The following is a 16,684-nucleotide window of genomic DNA, read 5'->3' as shown; positions in this document are numbered from 1 at the left end:
TCAACGCAACAAAGCCCAATCGGCCTCAAAACCATGTGCGAATGCCCAGAACAAGGCTGGTCGATGACGCATCCTCGCCGTCCTCGCGTGCAAAACGAGCAGAGCGGCCCACTCTGCGCTCGTATGAAACACCGATATAAGGGGCAAACTCGCGCTTCACCTCGTAGCGCAGCCGCAAGCCAAGCTCGAGGTCCGACAAGCCCGAGCCGATCCGGTCTTCCGGAACGTCTTGCGCCGCAAATTCCGCTTCGAGACGAGGCTGGAGGATCAGGCGCTGGGTGATACGCTGATCGTAATACCCTTCAACGCGGCCGAGCACGTCACCCTTGCTAGACAAGAACAGTGCGCCCTCCACATCGAAAAAGCCTGGGGCCAGGCTCTCGAACCCAACCGTAGCGTAGACACGGGAGGGGTTGGGCTTGAAGTCGTAACGAATCCCGGCCTGGAAGTCGGTGAAGGGTCCGATCGCCCGTGCATAGAGCGCCTGCAGCTCCGCCCTTTCCAGGCTTCTCCCAAAGTTCCCTTCGCCTTCGGTTTTAAGAACCAGGCGATTAATGTCGCCACCGTACCAGGCACCGCCATCCCATCGATAGGCGTCGCGACCGTCGCGGACCTGGTATTCGGCCAGATTAAATATGACCTGCGAGAAATTCTGCCCCCCGTGCATCTGCAGATGCTGCTGCGAATGCGCCATGGCGGCGGCAGAGTAGACTTGGTCCGCGGCCCGATCCGTCGGGATCGGCGGCGGCGGAGCGTTGCCGGCCGGCAGGTTGGTCCCGACCATCGTCATGCCGGTCGCCGAAGGAGGCATGCTTCCCATGTCATGACCCGCCATGCCTTGCATAGCGCCCGAACCATGGTCCATGCCCTGCATGGCACCTGGCTGGCCGGGGGCGGCACCGCCGGAGGTATCTGGCATCGCCGACATGTCGTGCCCGGCACCAGGATTGGGGTTGGCTCCAGGCGTAGTCATGCCCGGCATGGCCGTCATGTCATGACCGGCGTGAGGATCGGCAACGACCGCTCCAGGGGCCGGCGGCTTGGCGGACCGACTTGCGGCGGGCCTGGCCGCCGATCCCGCCTTCGCGCGCGGTGTCGACCTGGCGGCAGGCTTCGCGGACTCCTTGCGCGCGGCAGGCTTGGTTGCTGCGGGCTTCTTGGCGACAGGCTTTTTCGCCGCTGGCGTCTTTGGCGGCGGCATCTTCATGCCGGGCATGTTGGAATGGTCCATCTGCGCGGCCACCGGACTTGCGAGGGCAAGTGCCGCGCCGCCAGCGATCAAGAGGAACTTAGGCTGCATCGCGGTTCTCCTCGCCCATCGGGCGAACCGTCACGACACGCATCATCCCCGCGGTCATGTGATAAAGATTGTGGCAGTGGAACGCCCAGTCGCCGGGCGCATCGGCCGTTACGTCGAATGTCATCTTACCGCCGGGCGCCACATTCACCGTGTGCTTGCGAGGCGCGAAGTCGCCATGTCCGGTCACCAGCTCGAAGAAGTGGCCGTGCAAATGAATTGGGTGCGGCATCATCGTGTCATTGACCAGGGTGACGCGCGCGCGCTCGTCCTTGCGGAACGGGATGGGGTCGGCAGGGTCGCTCATCTTCTGGCCGTCAAAGCCCCACATGTAGCGCTCCATATTGCCCGTCAGGTGGATCTCCAACTGACGCGACGGGGCGCGAACGTCCGGGTTGCGGTCGAGCGCGACAAGATCGCGATAAGTGAGCACGCGATGATCCGCGTCCTCCAGCCCCTGCGGCGGCTCGCCCGTGCGGTCCTTCGGCATCGGCGAGATGGTCTGCACTCCCGGCCCCATCTTGACGCCGGGCGCGTTCTTGGGGTTGCGCATGTTCATGTCCATGCTGCCGCCTGACCCATGATCCATCCCGGCCATGCCGCCGCTGCTCATCTGACCATGGTCCATGCCCGCCATCCCGGCAGCGCCCGCCGCCATTTGGCTATGGTCCATCCCTGGCATAGCGCCGCTCATCTGGTCGCCCCCCATCCCAGCCATGCCGGCCATCGCAGCGCCTACCGCCTTCGTTCCGTGATCGGTGGGCTCTTTCCACCCGGTGAGCTTCCACAGGTTGCGCGAGGCATTCTGCATCAACGTGGGATCCGGCCCGCGCTTTGCGACCGGGTTCTCGTCCGCCATACCGGACATCCCCTCCATCCCGCTCATGCCGCTCATGTCCATGCCCATGTCGGTCATGGTCAGCAACGTGCGCGGGCGGAGCGGCGGGACCGGGGCGATCATGCCCTCGCGCGGGGCCAGTGTCGCGCGCCCCATGCCGGATCGGTCGATCGCCTCGGAAACGAAGCTGTAGGCGCGGTCCTCGGGCGTCACGATCACGTCGAAGGTTTCCGCGACGCCGATCTGGAATTCGTCCACGGTTACCGGCCGGACGTTCTGGCCGTCGGCCTGCACCACCGTCATCGGCAAGTCAGGGATGCGCACGTTGAAGTTGGTTTGCGCCGCAGCATTGACGATGCGCAGCCGAACCCGCTCGCCCGGTCGGAAGAGGCCCGTCCAGTTGTCGTAAGGGCCAAAGCCATTGACGAGGAAGGTGTAGGTCGACCCCGTAACATCCGCAATATCGGCCGGGTCCATGCGCATCTTGCCCCATTCCATCCGATCCTTGAGGCGCATCTCGCGGCCGGCGAGCAGCCCGCTCAGCGTCGGGCGCTGATAGTTGAAATAGGCGCCGCCCATCTGCTTGAGCTTGCGGAAAATTTCCTCGCCCGTCATTTCGCTATGGTCGGAGAGGACGATCACATGCTCGCGGTCGAATGCGATCGGGTCGGGTCCCGCGGGATCGATGACGATGGGGCCGTAGAGCCCGCCCTGCTCCTGCTCGCCCGAGTGGCTGTGGTACCAGTAGGTGCCTGACTGCACGACTGGAAATTCGTACACGAAAGTCGAACGTGCCTTGATGCCGGGGAAACTGATGCCCGGCACGCCGTCCATTTGGAACGGCAGAATGAGGCCGTGCCAGTGGATCGAGCTATCCTCGTCAAGATTGTTGGTCACCGCGAGCCGGACCTTCTGGCCCTCCTTGAGGCGGACGAGTGGCGCCGGGACCGTGCCGTTCACCCCGATCGCGGGCGTTGTAATTCCGTCCATGACCAGCTTCATCCGGTCGATCGTCAGGGCGATTTCCGTGCCCGATACGATCGGCAGCGGCTTGGCGATGCCGCGCGACACGGGTTGCGCCCAAGCTGGCAGGTAGGCCGACATGGCCAGCGTGCCGCCGAGCATGGCGGTTCCGCGCATCACGTCGCGCCGGTTCAGATTGCGGCTCATGCCGTTCTTTCGCTCCATTCAATGCTTGCGGCCGGCGGGAGGGGGCCGCCGTCGTTACCCTTCATTACGCGCGAACCGGCCCATCCCCTCATGCGAAGTCGAAAATTTTCGACAACTTCGCGCGCGCGCGCCGGAGCCGCATCTCTACGGCCTTGCCGCTGATCCCCAGCGCGGCTGCGGTCTCCGCTTCGGACAAGCCTTCCACGGTCCGCAGCAAGAGCGTCTCCTTGAGCGTTGCCGGCAGCTCGGACACCGCGCGCGAAAGCCGGACTAGTTCCGCGCGGTCGAAGGTTACCGCGTCGGCGCCTGGCGCCTCGTCCCACTCACTTTCCATCGTCTCGGGCGGCAGCGAAGAAGCGAACGATAATATCTGGCGTATGCGCCGCCGCCGATGCCAGTCGCGGCTCTTGTTGATCGCCACGCGGGCCAGCCACGCAGCGAGCGGCCGATCTCCGTCATATCTTGGCAGGTTCTGAAAGGCGGACGCGAAGCATTCCTGAGTGAGGTCAAGCGCCTCTTCAGCGTCACCGATATGTGCACGGATCAGGCGGTAGACTGGCTCCTGGTGCCGGCGCATGATCTCGGCGAAGGCGGCCTGACGTCCAGCGAGCGTCAAGGCGGCGAGTTCGCCGTCCGTGCAGGCCGAAAGTTCAAGACTCACCGCGCGTCTGCGGTCAGCGCCTTAACCACCGCGCGGTCGAACGTCCTCGCCTGGTCGGGCCGCAGGATCTGCCGCATCGCGAACATATGGTTCAACGTCTCCTTTTGGAGCTCGCCCATCGCGCCGTGCGAACGATCGACGGCCGCCGCGACCTGCGGCCCGTTACCATGTTCGGCCTCGATGGCGTCGGCAAGCCGGGCGTTGTCGGCCCTGAGTTCAAGCTCCAAGGCACGCCTTCGAACGGCGAAGCGTGACTCCAGCGTCTCGAGCTTGGTCCGTTGAGCTTCGTCCAGCTCGAGCCCGTCGTGGAGCAAGCTATGAAGTTCCACGCCCGGGCTCGGTGGGGAAGGGAACAACTCGCGCCCAGCCCACACGCCTGCGATCGCTGCCAAGAACACGACGGCCGCGATCAGCATCGTTCTCCGGGCGCTGCCCGTCACTGGAACGCCAGCAAGGTCGAAGGCGCTAGCGGCGCGGCAGGCCCGAAAGGCGTCAGCGTCGGCATCTGCGCAGGCGCCGCTGCGGACGACAATCCGCCGCCCACCACTCCCAAGGCGACCGCGCCTACCGCTGCCAGCATGCCAGTCCGCAGTGTCACTCCGCCGCCGGCGCGCCGCTCCGCCGCGATCAACCGCATGACATCGCCTTCCAGTTCAGCGAGCCGGGGATGAAGCGGCTGCTCGGCAAGGCGGCGCAAGGCGCTGTCCAAATCCATATCCATGTTCATTCCTCCGCCGTGCTCACATCCTTTACGCACGGCCGGCGAACACCCCTCGAATCCGACGTGAACGAATGTCACTAAGCGGGAACGCCCCCGGGCGCGGCGGCGCACTTTTCCATTGCGCCCAATCGTTCACAGCTCGCACGCAGGCCGGCGATCCACGCGTCCCTGTTTAAAATTCCCTGATTCACCTCTGTTGGCAGGCCGAGCGCAGCTAGGGCGGCAACCATGGTGTTCGTCAGGTCAAGCGAGGGGGCGACAATGTGTGCGTGGCGGCTGTGGGCAACGGCATGGCCGTGCATATGTCGACGTTTGTCGCGACCAGATAGCGCGATTGGCAACAAGCCGCCGATATTGCTCGTGAGCCGGGCAGCGGCACATGACCATTCCGCTGTCCGCAGGAGTTGGGTGACGGCAAGCGGAATGGTCCAAGAACGGGCAGCGGCGATAGATCGACACTATCGTCTTCTGGAGGAAATGGAGGGGCCATGTCTGTGTCTGCCCCCCCGCCGAGGAGGCGGTTTAGTGCGTGCTGAACAACTACGGTGAAAGCATCCAGCACCAAAGGAAAAGCCTTTGTCTAAAAGCTCATTCTAACCGTCGCTCGCGCGGTTGTCGGCGCACCGGGCATGATGTTGTTGTCGTTGTAGGCGGACGAAAAATAGCCGCTATTAAGGAGGTTCTCGACGTTGATTTGCGCCTCGATGTGGGGGGTGAGCTTGAAGAACGCGGCGGCATCGACGCGGGTGAACGCAGGCAGGACGGCGGCATTGCTGACCGAGGTGAAACTTTTCGATTGGTGGTAGATACCCGCCCCGGCCCCGAGGCGAGGGGTGAAATCGTAGCGGGTCCAGAGCGAAGCCTGCTGCTTGGGCACAAGCGGGACCTCGCGGCCGGCAGGAGCCGCACTCGTTGTCTTGCGGATTTTTGCGTCCTGCAGCGTGTAGCCGGCGCTGATTTGCCATTGGGGTGTGATCGCGCCGTTGAGGCCGATCTCAAGCCCTTTGCTGCGCTGCGCGCCCGTTAGCACCGTCCGCGTGGCGTCGTTGGGGTCGGTCGCGCGGGTGTTGGTGCGATCGAGCCGGTAGACGGCAGCGGTCAGGTTAAGCGTTGGGGAAACATCCCATTTGAGGCCGACTTCGTAATTGTCGAACTTCTCTGGTTCCAGCGCGGCGGTTGTTATGTCGAGCGATGAAAACTGATCGCCCGATTGCGGCAGGAAGGACCGGCTATAGCTGGCGTAGATCGAGACGGGTTGCACCGGCTTCAGCACTACCCCAAGGCGGGGAGACCAGAGGGTGTCGGTCCGGCTATAGCTCCGCCCGGCGACGAGATCATCGATGCTGAGCTTGAAGCGGTCGCGGCGAACGCCGCCGATGACATCGACATGTTCGCCGATCGAGATCTGGTCCTGCACATAGAAGGCCGTGGCGTCGGCATTTGTCCGGATAGACCGGTAGCCGGTGTTGGCGGTGGTGCGCAGCGTGACTGGCGGCACCGTGATTCGGTCAGCCAACGCGACAAAGACGCGCCGCCCTCCATTGACGATATCACCACTTCCGAAAAAGCCATTGATCCGCTGGTTGCGCGTGCGCTGATCGCCATATTCGAAGCCGGCGAGCAGCACGTGGCGGACGGGGCCGGTGGTGACGGTCCAGACGAGATCGTTCTGGTTGAGCAGGTTCTTGCGCGTCGTGGGATCGCTATATGCCTCGAGGCCGACGCTCTGGACGGCGCCGCGCGGGGTGGCCGGGGTTACCGCGAAAGTGTTTCGATAGAGCTTGTCATAATCTCCGTAGAGGACGCGACTGGTTACGGTCAGGTTGTCGCTAAACCGATGCTCGATGCGCCCGCTTAGGACCTTAGCCTCGAAATCGCTGACGTTGAATCCCGGCACACCAAAAAAGGTATCGCGAAAACCGGTAAGGGGGCGTGACGGGCTGGTCAGAGAGCCTTGGGCAGCCGAGGGAACGCCTCGATCGATCGTGCGCTTGTCATTGTTGTATTCGAAGCCCAGGTCGATCCGTGTGGTGCCGCCTAGCGATACGGCAAAGGTCGGATTGATCGCGAGCCGGCGTCCGTCGTAGAAGTCCCGGTTGCTGTTGAACTCCTCATAGACGGCGTTCAGTCGAGCCGAGGCGGACTGGCTGATCGGTTGGTTGATGTCGGTGTCGATATACCATGCGCCATATGTATCCGCCGAACCGCTGCTACTGATGAAGGCGTTGGCACCGGGGCGCTTGGTGACGCGGTTGACGATCCCACCCCCACCACCGCGGCCGAAGATCATTGCGTTGGGACCTTTCAGGACCTCGATCCGCTCTGCGTTGTAGAGGCCGCGGTAATATTGCACGTCGTCACGCAGGCCATCGACAAAGAAGTCTGCGGTGCTGTTGTTGCCGCGCAGAATGATCTGATCGCGGTGACCCTCACCCTGAGATATCACCGCGCCGGGGACATAGCGAAGCACGTCGGCGATCGAGCGCATAGCTTGATCGTCAATCTGCGCCTCGGTGATGATCGATGCCGCCTGTGGAACGTCCTTGAGACTGGTCGGAGTGCGGGTGGCGGTGCTGGTCGCATCGACCTGGTAGCCGTCCCGGACGCCGGTGACGATGATTGTTTGGCGTGCGTCCGTAGCCGGGGGAGCTGGCTGGTCCTGGGCCGTTGCGGGCACGGCCATTAATCCAAGGCCTAACGCGCCGCTTAATGTACTTTTTTTCATTTTACCCCCTTGCGAATCGTTCTCAATCTGTGCGCCGCCCTATGATATATGCAACTGCTTCGCAATAGCCGATGTCTGACTTGAAAGTGCGTGATGAAGGTAATGGTGCGCATCGACCCCCTAAGTTGGAGACGCCCGAACGGTGTGCCGCCAGATCGGTGAGCAAGCCCTGCCGTCGCTCACCAGATTAGGGGGCGAGTTCGGGATCTCGGCGCCTGCGGTGGTCGTTTCGCTAGCGTCGCGCCTCTATATGTGATAATGTCCTTTATCACACACTCTAGGGACCATGATCGCATGACCGGGACGGCCGCCACGACACCCCCGCAACGTCGCCCCGTCATCCGGGCCGTCAGTTTCGATGAGGCCGGCGCGGCGATCGGCAGCTTGCTGCCGATCGCGCGGCCGCCCACACGCGCGGCCGAAACCGGCGCATCCGGCAAGGTCGCGGATTTCCTGCTGGCCTGGTGGAACGGCGACGAGTGCGGGCATTTCCCGATCATCCACCTTTGCAACGTCGATGCCGTCATTGCCGAGGATATGCTTACGGTCATGGCCTATCTGGCGCAGGAGTCGACCACCTACGCCGATGCCTGGGGCTACCGCGACGCGATGGGCGACCTTTGGGTGCGCTATCGCGGCGACCCCGCAGAGAGCGTTTAAACGCCTCCGAAGATCCACCGCAAAAAGGGATGCCGGCATGATCGAAAATGACGACGAGGCTTTTGCCGACAACTACGCCGAGCGCGACCAAGCCAAGGCGCTGTGCGAGCAGGCGCGCGCGGGCGGGTTGCGTTTCGAGGCGTATCTACCCGGCGACATGGCCGATTGGCTGTTGGCGCAGGTCGAGCGGGGCCATTTCGTTGATCCGTCCGAGGCGGTGTTCGCGATCGTCAAGAACTTTATCGACATGGAGCCGCACCGCGATTTGCGCGACGAGCTGCTACGCCGGATATTAGACGAGTCGGTTGCGCGCGGGCTTGAGGACGTGAAGGCGGGCCGCGTTCGTCCCGCTGATGAGATGTTTGACGAATTGCGCCGGGAGCTGGCGAAGCCTCGCCCCGAGCCGGCCCGTTGGCAGAAGATCGCACGATGAACCAGCTCGCCCCCCTGCCCTCGCCGGCGCTGGCGTTGCCGGCCTTGATCGCGGCGGCCGACGACGCCACGCGGCTGCGCTTCCTTGAGTTCTTCGCCGTCACCATTCGCAACCCGCATACGCGCCGCGCCTATATGCGCGCGGCCGGCGACTTCCTGGCCTGGTGTGAGGCGCGCGGCGTCGCCTCGCTTGAGGCCGTGCAACCGCTCCACGTCGCGGCCTGGGTCGAGGCGCTGGGGCGCGAGCTGGCCGCGCCCAGCGTCAAGCAGCAGCTCGCCGGCGTGCGCCACCTGTTCGACTGGCTGGTGACGGGCCATATCGTGCCGGTGAACCCTGCCGGATCGGTGCGCGGGCCGGCGCATAGCCAGCGGCGCGGCAAGACGCCGGTGCTGGCCCCGGACGAGGCGCGGCGGTTGCTCGACAGCATCGACGTGACCACCCATGCGGGCCTGCGCGACCGCGCCCTGATCGGGTTGATGGTCTATAGTTTCGCGCGGATCGGCGCGGCGCTAGCGATGCGGGTCGAGGACGTGTTCATGCAGAACAGGCGGCTATGGGTCCGACTGCACGAGAAAGGCGGCAAGCGCCATGAAATGCCCTGCCATCACAATCTAGAGGATTATCTGACCGCCTATATCGACGGGTGCGCGCTGCGTGAGGATCGCAAGGGATCGCTGTTCCGCACGATCGCACGCGGGACTAAGCGACTAAGCGATACCCCCCTGCCCCAAGCCAATGCCTTCGCGATGGTGCGCCGGCGCGCAGGCGCGGCCGAGATCGGGACGGCGATCGGCAACCATTCGTTCCGCGCGACCGGAATCACCACCTATCTGAAAAACGGCGGCACGTTGGAGACGGCCGCGACGATGGCGAACCACAGCTCTACCCGCACGACCCAGCTCTATGACCGCCGGCCCGATGACGTGACGCTGGACGAGGTGGAGCGGGTGTTGATCTAGGCGGCGATCGCTGGCGCACATCCCCAGCGCCCGCCCTGCCAATGGAACCCTACCTGCTGCGCGTTGCTGATCGCGGGCGGCTCGCCCTTGTGCCAGAAACCGAGCATCTTGCCCCGATCGTCCAGATGAGCGTCGGCGACGATCGCGCGCGCGGCCTGGATGAATTGCCCATGCCCGAACACATAGACCAGCGAAGCGGCCGGCATGGCGGCGAGGCGGGCAAGCGCCGACTCGCAGCGCCGGAGCAGATTGGCGAAGCTCTCCGCCCCCTCCCCGTCGCAATAATCAGGATCGGCCTCGCTCCAATAGCGTTCGAGGTGCGGCATCCGCTCGGCGCTGCGCGTGCCGTTCCAGCGCGCCGGTTGCAGATAGGTGAACTCTTCTATCGGCCAGACTTCGACCGGGACGCCGGGGAAGCGCGCGATCGTCGGCGCGGCCGTCTGCCGGGTGCGGGTATAGGGCGACGTGACGATGAGCGCGGGCGCTTGCGTCCAGCTCGCCGCGACCTGGCGCGCTTGTTCGTGGCCGTGCTCCGTCAGCTCGATCGTCGCGAGATCGCGACACGGCACGCCGGCGTTGCCTGTAGATTCGCCGTGGCGGATGAAGATCGCCCGCATATGCGTCATCTATCCGAATACCTCGCTATGCGAGCCAAGGCGCGCGAGGCGCAGCGTTTCGTCGTCGGGCTTGGCGTAGATCAGCACCAGATCGGGCTTGACGTGGCAATCGCGGTAGCCCGCCCAATCGCCGCTCAGATCATGGTCGCGGTATTTGGGATCAAGCGGCGTGTCGGTCGCGAGCGCGGCCAGGACGGGCAGAAGATCGGCATCGAGGGTCGCTCGATGTCGGCCCTTTGATTCCCGCTTGTAGTCGCGCTTGAACCGGGTCGAACGATCAATCGTCCGCATGGAGGTCCGCCATCAGCGCATCGACGCTGGCAAACTTGGTCCCCTTCCCCGCCGCCAGCTCTGCCATTGCCTCGCGTGTCGCGGCGTTCGGAACCTTGACCTCGAAAGGCAAGCGCCGTTCGTCGGCGATACGCAGCATCAGCAGCCGGATAGCGTCGGAGATCGAAAGGCCCATCGCGCCCAGCGCGGCGGTGGCGCGTTCCTTCGTCGTATTGTCGATCCTGGCGCGGACATAGGTGTCGGAAACAGCCATTGGGATTTCCTTCTGAAAACGTAGTCCCAATGTAGTCACAAAATCTGATTTTGGCAATGGGTGCGGTGATTATGCGCCTGCCGCTGGCGCGGCACCGTGGCTCTAGTCGCTCACGCTCCCCAAGCCCGCAAGCGGTCTTGGCCCAAGGTAACGATCCACATGGCGGAAGCGAGATCGCTGCGCGGATCTCGCGCAGCAGTGCCGGGGGAAAGGCGGTCCCGGCCGCCTCTCCCCCGCAACGGCAATCAGCGGGACCGTGGCTCACTCGGCTGCGCCTCCCTGCGCCGCGCACCACTCCCGCAGATTCCCGCTGCCCCCCTCTCTCGCCGGCGTTCTTGGGCGTCCGTGTTCCGGCCGATGGCATGGCCATCGCCGGACAGGCGATTTGAAGGGAGTAAAGACGATGACCCACGAAACCCGCGAAAGCTGGCTCAATGCCGTGGCGCAGGGCATGGCTCTGCTGTTCGAGGCGCTGGACGCCCCCTGCCCGACCGCTTACGCGTGGCGATCGGCTTCACCAGCAGAGGCGCGAAGGGCAAGGCGATCGGTGAGTGCTGGGACAACCGACTTAGCGCGGACGGGCATTTTGAAATCTTCATTCGCCCGGACCTAGCGCACGCGCCCGATGCGATGCCGGCGCAGATCGCGGCCATCCTCGCGCATGAGCTGGTCCATGCCGCCGTCGGCATCCCGGCAGGGCATGGGAAGGCGTTTAAACGGGTCGCGCTGGGGCTGGGGTTGGTCGGGCCTATGCGCGCCACCACCCCCGGCGAGGCGTTCCTTGCGGCCGTCGCACCGATCCTCGATGCCGCTGGCCCCCTCCCCCATGCCCGTCTCGACACGGACGGGGAGTCGACCGCGCCCAAGGAGCAGAAAACCCGGATGCTGAAATGCGAGTGCGCGACGTGCGGCTATACCGCGAGGACCGCGCGCAAATGGCTTGAGCAGGCCGGAGCGCCGCTTTGCCCGATCGAGGATCACGGCCAGATGAGCCATGAGGCGCTGGACGATGACAGCGAGGATGAGGGCGGCGAGGACGGCTAGACGCCCTGCCCTTTCATCCGATAGCCGCTTGCGCTATGACCACATGCAAACATGAGTTCATGTAAGGATATTCACATGCCAACAATCGCGATCATCAGCCAGAAGGGGGGCGCGGGCAAGACCACCCTCGCCTTGCACCTGGCCGCAGCCGCCGAGGATTCCGGGCATACCGCGCTGGTGATCGATCTCGACCCGCAGGCGACGGCGAGCCAATGGGCGGCATGGCGGCAGGACGCGCCCCCGGTCGTGATCGACAGCGCCCCCCCTCGCCTTGCCGCCAAGATCGAGCAAGCGACGGCGCAGGGCGCGGAGTTCATCGTGATCGACACCCCGCCCCATGCCGACAGCGCCGCCAGCGCCGCCGTCGAGGCGGCCGACCTGGTGTTGATACCTTGTCGGCCGAGCGCGTTCGACCTGGCCGCGATCAAGACCACGGCCAGCCTTGTGAAGATGCGCGGCAAGCCCGCTTTCGTGATCTTCACGGCGGGAAGCCCGACCGCGCCACGCATGTATGACGAGGCGGCGCAGCTCGTGCAGGGTTACGGGCTGGACGCCTGCCCGCTGCGTGTCGCGGATCGCGCCGCGTTCCGCCATGCGGCGACCGAGGGAAAAACCGTGATGGAGATCGAACCGAATGGCAAGGCGGCCGATGAGGTGCGTCAGCTTTACAAGTGGGCATGTGAACATGTAAACATGCCAGCAGATAGGAAGCGGAGGGCCAGCGCATGAGCCGGAAGGGATCATTGCTTGCATTGCGGGATCGGGACGCAGCGCCGACGCCGGCGACGGCCGAGCCGGAGGGAAGGGCGGCCGCGCCGAGCGCCCGCAGCACTGGCATAGGCACCGGCAGCAGTTCGAGCAGCAGCCCGGTTGCGCCGAGCCGTCAGGGCAAGAAGGCGATGACGGGCTATTTCAGCCCGGAAATGTCGTTCGCCATGCACATGACCGCCCGCAAGCACGGCATGAGCTTGCAGGACGCGATGGCCGAGGCGTTCAACGACTGGCTCCGAAAGATGGGGGAAAGTCCTGTAGGCAAGTGAGCATGTTCACATGCAAACATATAGCTTAGGGGAAAACTCATGGCCGTGCTAATCGTGTCCGCCATCTTCGCACTGGTGATGATCGGATTGTCCATCCGGGCAAACGCCCGTTTCCGGCAGGAAAGGAAACTGCCGATGCAATGGCGGCTTTCACGATGATTGTGTTGAAAAACTCTCAGAGGCATTTCCTTGGGTAATATTCGAATTCAGGCGCAGTGGCAGGCGCATCAATGATTCGCAGGGCGCGGGCCGTCTGCATCATTGTTACCGAAAATCGGCGGGACGCACCTCAGCACCGACTTTTTCAACACAATCACGATCAGAGCCGCTTTCCAATTTGGTGAATTGGTCCGCACCTCGCGTTCTAGCTCTCAGCTTCACGCCCTTCCTTGCGATCTGTGTGCTGGGGCTGTTCAATGTTACCGCGATGACCCTAACGCCGAGGCCAGGGCAGGAGGGGATGCTGTTACCGTCCCCGATCTTTATTGGAGGCGCGTTCGTGGCGGCCCATGTTTTCCAGCTTTGGTTGATCGGAAGGAGCCTGGGCCGAAGTTAAACTCAATGTCGTCATGTTCACATGCAAACATGGCAGTTAACGCCACGACACTGGGGGCGTTTGCGGGAGGGGGCGGAATCCTACGCCAAGCTCGCCCAGATAGCCGGCGCGAGATCTTACTTGTTGCTGCCTTCTACGGTCGCGCCAGAAAGGCGACGGCTCAGTTCTATCCGGCGATGGCTACGCATTTTGAAGGTGTCTGGCCCAACGCGCCGATACTCAATGAAGCCGAGAGAACGCCAAAATCGCTCTGCCGCTTCATTCGCTTCCAGCACGGCCAACCGAATCTCTGTGGCACCTCTCGCAGCGGCCCAGCTTTCGACCGTCGAGTAAATTGAGCGTCCGACGCCACGACCACGCTGTCGAGCCGCTACCGTGAATCCGTGTCCCGATAATGTACAGGGGCCAGTCAGTCTGGAAAGGCGGGATGATAGTTATGCATCACGCTAACGCATCCTCCTCAGCATCAGCATCGAGCATTCGGCCCATCGCGTAGTAATCGCCAATAACGCCTGATTCTTTATTGGCTGCCACAACATCTCCGCACACGGTATAGCCAAGCCGTTCATAAAATGCGAACGCCCGGTCGTTGCGAACAGCGACGTGGAAGATCAGGAAGAGCAAGCCACGGCGACGTACCCATTCCTCGGCGGACTTCACCAGGCTTGCTCCAAGCCCACGTCCCTGCCACCGTGTCCGGATAGCCAGATTAAAAGAGGCAAATTCTGCAGCGCCTTCGATGCACACGCTCCGTACATCTATGTAGCCGACGAGGTCGCCTATGCGTTGCAGGACGAAGATGCCTCGCTCGCCGGCTACGGCGGCGTTTAGTTCGGCAGTTGTGCGGCGCAGGAGTTCCCCTCGATCCCGGACATCGAAGATCATATGTTCCGCTTCGCGAGCGAGGGCGATCTTCAAGCGTACCAAAGCTTTAGCGTCGTCAAGGTTCGCCGGCCGTAGCTCGCTCCAGCTCTGCTTTCCGCCTACTTGAGCTATCGAACGCGCCGGCGGGAGTGGGCGCGCGTATATTACCTGTGTCATGTGAGGATCTGGACTCCCTGTAACGCGCGCGCGCGCTTTGAGATCGCGAGTTTGCCGAGGGAAAGGTGACCAGAGCGGAAAGCGTGACGTGGGGAAAGCCGCGCCGGATAGCTGAGGCTGCGCGGCCCGTCCGCTTGACGCTGTTCCCGCTTCCAAAAGGCAAAAAGCCCGAGCAGATTCCCCGCGACCGATACAAGATCAACGGCCAAGGCGAACGGTGCGCCAATGAGAAGATTGTGGGCCAGCCAGAAGGGCGCGGCCACGAGAAAGACGATCTTCATCCGCGTCGTTGATCGCTGGGTCCGCGCAATGAAAGAAGATGCACCGCCGCAAGCGGCAAGGCCGGACAGGATTCCATGCCAGGTCGCCACGGTGAGCAACAGCAGCGCGAGCAACGTCGCGCCGTCGAGCGCGAGCTTGGCAACCCGGTCACGAACCACCAGCGCGACGGTGAGCTGCATCAGGGAAAGAAGGCATGCGGCCGAAGCGGTAGGCGCGCCGATCAGCGCGAAGTGAAGCGCGAATGCGCCCGCGCCCGCGCCCTGCACCATGAGCGCTCCCCGGCGCGAGGGTAGGAGCGGCCAGCTCACCACGCAGCCGAGACCAACAGCCCCGAATAGGATCGCAGCTAACCCGGTGCTCGCAAACGTTTGATCGAGGAAAAGCGACATGCACGCTCGCGTCGGGGTTGGTCCGGCTTCCACCGTGAAGGAAGAAGGTTAATGTGGCGTTGTCGTCGACCGCTTTCCCATCGCGAGTCCCGGCCACAATGGCATTTGGCTTTTGACGAGGACTGGTTCATTCTGCGTCCAGCGCGGCGCTCTTCCCCTTGGGTTCCGCCCTTGTTTGGACCAGGACAATGGTGCGTGACGCTTTCAAGCTTCTCGCCATCTCGACGTCGCTCGTGCTTTCTGGCTGCGTCAGTCCGCGAGAAATGGCCGCTCGCCATCGGGCGGCGTGTGCGAGCTACGGCTTCCAGCCTGGAACGGAGAGCTATGCGAATTGCCTTCTCCAGCTCGACGTAGGTGATTACGGCTACGGCCATCATAGGGGTGGCGTGCCGTTGTTTCCCGCCCGGCATCAGGCGCCCGCGCCGCCTCCGCCTATCGCCACGCAGGACTAAGGTCGGCTAAAGTTCACTGATGCCCCATCGTCCTGACCTATTGATCTACGCACTTTCGCTCGGAAGCGCAGCGCCCGTGGCGGCTCAGCAGGTGGTGCCCGCCAAACCACGAACCGCCGCGGGTGCGTCGAAGTTCGTCCAGGACATGCTGACCCGCGGCACAGCCGTCGCAAAGCCTTGGCCGGGTTTCGTGCGGAACAGCAGGATCACGAGCGTAGGAGTGAAAGGTGGTTGCCTCGTTACGCTCACGCTCGCCGACAAAAGCGCCCTCAGCGTGAAACTAGATCAGGTGGTTGCGATCCGACCGCTTTACTCGGCCAACGCGCCCCAGGCGTCGGTGGAGATCAAAGGGGGCGCGCAGCCCTACGAGGGTCTCGATATATTCGTCGGGGACAACGACGCGGTGCGCCGCGTCGGTGATGCCCTGGAGTTCATGCGCCAGTCCTGTGATCCATCGGCGAAGACTGGTTTCTAAACCGGCCAGCGGCGTCTCACCGACTTTTGCGAGGGCGGCTTGATCCGCACCCGACCAAGTTGGCCAACACCGTTATAATCTCATTCTAACCGTTGCGCGCACCGTCGTCGGCGCGCCGGGCATGATGTTGTTGTCGTTGTAGGCGGACGAGAAATAATCGCTGTTAAGCAGATTCTCGACGTTGATTTGCGCCTCGATCTGGGGGGTGAGCTTGAAGAATGCGGCGGCATCGACGCGGGTGAAGGCGGGCAGGATGGCGGTGTTGCTGATGGACGTGAAGCTTTTCGACTGGTGGTAGACACCGGCGCCGGCCCCCAAGCGTGGGGTGAGGTCGTAACGCGTCCAGAGCGAAGCCTGTTGTTTTGGAACCAGCGGAACCTCGCGCCCGGCCGGGGCGGCACTCGTCGTTTTGCGAATTGTCGCGTCCTGCAGCGCATAGCCCGCGCTGATCTGCCACTGGGGTGTGATCGCGCCGCTAAGGCCGAGTTCGAGCCCTTTGCTGCGCTGCGCGCCCGTGAGCACCGTCCGTGCGGGGTCATTGGGGTCGGCCGCGCGGGTGTTGGTGCGGTCAAGCTGGTAGATGGCGGCGGTCAGGTTCAGCGTCGGGCGGATATCCCATTTGAGGCCAAGCTCGTAATTGTCGAACCTCTCCGGCTCCAGCGCGGCGCTGGTGACATCGAGCGATGAGAATTGATCCCCCGACTGCAGCGAAATGATGGAGGCCCGCGACGAGCGCCGTCTTCTGCGCTTCCAGAAGCAGATGGCCGGATACAAGCTGCT

Annotated in this window: 19 protein-coding genes and 1 pseudogene; 7 read left to right on the top strand and 13 right to left on the bottom strand. The window is 63.5% G+C overall.

The window, feature by feature from the left end:
* Positions 1–25: 25 nt before the first annotated feature.
* From AC58EF_RS25450 to AC58EF_RS25425, 6 genes are all read right to left on the bottom strand, one after another.
* Positions 26–1,300, bottom strand: coding sequence for a copper resistance protein B (locus AC58EF_RS25450; RefSeq protein ID WP_066269059.1), 1,275 nt, complete (start codon positions 1,298–1,300; stop codon positions 26–28).
* Positions 1,290–3,305, bottom strand: a complete 2,016-nt coding sequence (locus AC58EF_RS25445) for a copper resistance system multicopper oxidase (protein ID WP_066269052.1) — start codon at positions 3,303–3,305, stop codon at positions 1,290–1,292. Before AC58EF_RS25445 ends, AC58EF_RS25450 begins: the two co-directional genes overlap by 11 nt.
* A gap of 88 nt (positions 3,306–3,393) precedes the next feature.
* Entirely contained in the window at positions 3,394–3,966 is a 573-nt protein-coding gene (locus AC58EF_RS25440; protein WP_066269048.1) for an RNA polymerase sigma factor, read from the bottom strand.
* Positions 3,963–4,382: a periplasmic heavy metal sensor gene (locus AC58EF_RS25435; protein WP_037473048.1), complete on the bottom strand. Its 420-nt coding sequence runs from the start codon at positions 4,380–4,382 to the stop codon at positions 3,963–3,965. The genes AC58EF_RS25440 and AC58EF_RS25435 overlap by 4 nt, the downstream gene beginning before the upstream one ends.
* Before the next feature lie 20 nt (positions 4,383–4,402).
* The gene (locus tag AC58EF_RS25430) at positions 4,403–4,687 is read right to left on the bottom strand and encodes a hypothetical protein (protein ID WP_004212939.1); all 285 of its coding nucleotides are present in this window, start codon (positions 4,685–4,687) and stop codon (positions 4,403–4,405) included.
* 580 nt (positions 4,688–5,267) lie between these two features.
* Entirely contained in the window at positions 5,268–7,412 is a 2,145-nt protein-coding gene (locus tag AC58EF_RS25425) for a TonB-dependent siderophore receptor (protein ID WP_066269041.1), read from the bottom strand.
* A 294-nt stretch (positions 7,413–7,706) separates the two neighbouring features.
* Here AC58EF_RS25425 and AC58EF_RS25420 point away from each other — a divergent pair, with 294 nt between their 5' ends.
* The 3 genes from AC58EF_RS25420 to AC58EF_RS25410 are packed head-to-tail and all read left to right on the top strand — an operon-like array spanning position 7,707 to position 9,464.
* On the top strand, positions 7,707–8,072 hold the full coding sequence (locus tag AC58EF_RS25420; protein ID WP_004212937.1) for a DUF7673 family protein: 366 nt from the start codon (positions 7,707–7,709) through the stop codon (positions 8,070–8,072).
* A gap of 37 nt (positions 8,073–8,109) precedes the next feature.
* The gene (locus AC58EF_RS25415) at positions 8,110–8,505 is read left to right on the top strand and encodes a hypothetical protein (protein WP_062069509.1); all 396 of its coding nucleotides are present in this window, start codon (positions 8,110–8,112) and stop codon (positions 8,503–8,505) included.
* Entirely contained in the window at positions 8,502–9,464 is a 963-nt protein-coding gene (locus AC58EF_RS25410; protein WP_004212934.1) for a tyrosine-type recombinase/integrase, read from the top strand. The genes AC58EF_RS25415 and AC58EF_RS25410 overlap by 4 nt, the downstream gene beginning before the upstream one ends.
* On the opposite strand, the gene AC58EF_RS25405 is transcribed toward AC58EF_RS25410, so the two are convergent.
* Genes AC58EF_RS25405 through AC58EF_RS25395 form a run of 3 tightly spaced genes read right to left on the bottom strand, consistent with a single transcriptional unit; the run spans position 9,461 to position 10,625 of the window.
* A complete protein-coding gene (locus AC58EF_RS25405; RefSeq protein WP_037492298.1) occupies positions 9,461–10,081 on the bottom strand; it encodes a histidine phosphatase family protein in 621 nt (206 codons plus the stop codon). The genes AC58EF_RS25410 and AC58EF_RS25405 overlap by 4 nt on opposite strands.
* 9 nt (positions 10,082–10,090) lie before the next feature.
* On the bottom strand, positions 10,091–10,372 hold the full coding sequence (locus tag AC58EF_RS25400) for a type II toxin-antitoxin system YafQ family toxin (RefSeq protein ID WP_004212931.1): 282 nt from the start codon (positions 10,370–10,372) through the stop codon (positions 10,091–10,093).
* Positions 10,359–10,625 (bottom strand): type II toxin-antitoxin system RelB/DinJ family antitoxin, encoded by a 267-nt coding sequence (locus AC58EF_RS25395; RefSeq protein ID WP_004212930.1) that lies wholly within the window; start codon positions 10,623–10,625, stop codon positions 10,359–10,361. The genes AC58EF_RS25400 and AC58EF_RS25395 overlap by 14 nt, the downstream gene beginning before the upstream one ends.
* Before the next feature lie 403 nt (positions 10,626–11,028).
* Here AC58EF_RS25395 and AC58EF_RS25390 point away from each other — a divergent pair.
* The 3 genes and pseudogenes from AC58EF_RS25390 to AC58EF_RS25380 all read left to right on the top strand — a co-directional run bounded on the left by AC58EF_RS25390 (position 11,029) and on the right by AC58EF_RS25380 (position 12,709).
* Positions 11,029–11,669, top strand: a pseudogene (locus AC58EF_RS25390) (transcription elongation protein SprT).
* A gap of 75 nt (positions 11,670–11,744) precedes the next feature.
* Entirely contained in the window at positions 11,745–12,398 is a 654-nt protein-coding gene (parA, locus tag AC58EF_RS25385) for a ParA family partition ATPase (protein ID WP_004212927.1), read from the top strand.
* Positions 12,395–12,709: a ribbon-helix-helix domain-containing protein gene (locus AC58EF_RS25380; RefSeq protein WP_066269038.1), complete on the top strand. Its 315-nt coding sequence runs from the start codon at positions 12,395–12,397 to the stop codon at positions 12,707–12,709. The genes parA and AC58EF_RS25380 overlap by 4 nt, the downstream gene beginning before the upstream one ends.
* 672 nt (positions 12,710–13,381) lie before the next feature.
* On the opposite strand, the gene AC58EF_RS25375 is transcribed toward AC58EF_RS25380, so the two are convergent.
* From AC58EF_RS25375 to AC58EF_RS25365, 3 genes are read right to left on the bottom strand one after another with little or no spacing between them, the layout of a single operon-like run.
* Positions 13,382–13,678: a GNAT family N-acetyltransferase gene (locus AC58EF_RS25375; protein ID WP_257011066.1), complete on the bottom strand. Its 297-nt coding sequence runs from the start codon at positions 13,676–13,678 to the stop codon at positions 13,382–13,384.
* A gap of 28 nt (positions 13,679–13,706) precedes the next feature.
* Entirely contained in the window at positions 13,707–14,306 is a 600-nt protein-coding gene (locus AC58EF_RS25370) for a GNAT family N-acetyltransferase (RefSeq protein ID WP_004212923.1), read from the bottom strand.
* Positions 14,303–14,857 carry a YgjV family protein gene (locus AC58EF_RS25365; protein WP_004212921.1) on the bottom strand — a complete coding sequence of 185 codons (555 nt, stop codon included), beginning with the start codon at positions 14,855–14,857 and terminating at the stop codon, positions 14,303–14,305. The genes AC58EF_RS25370 and AC58EF_RS25365 overlap by 4 nt, the downstream gene beginning before the upstream one ends.
* Positions 14,858–15,448: 591 nt before the next feature.
* On the opposite strand from AC58EF_RS25365, the gene AC58EF_RS25360 reads away from it, so the two are divergent.
* Positions 15,449–15,904: a hypothetical protein gene (locus tag AC58EF_RS25360; protein ID WP_037474351.1), complete on the top strand. Its 456-nt coding sequence runs from the start codon at positions 15,449–15,451 to the stop codon at positions 15,902–15,904.
* Positions 15,905–15,976: 72 nt separating this feature from the next.
* On the opposite strand, the gene AC58EF_RS25355 is transcribed toward AC58EF_RS25360, so the two are convergent.
* Positions 15,977–16,612 (bottom strand): TonB-dependent receptor, encoded by a 636-nt coding sequence (locus AC58EF_RS25355; RefSeq protein WP_497279261.1) that lies wholly within the window; start codon positions 16,610–16,612, stop codon positions 15,977–15,979.
* Between the last annotated feature and the right edge of the window lie 72 nt (positions 16,613–16,684).

The sequence above is a fragment of the Sphingobium sp. WR1 genome (assembly GCF_059693745.1).
Note: the sequence above shows the minus strand (reverse complement) of the source record. Positions and strands in the feature narration are given on the sequence as shown.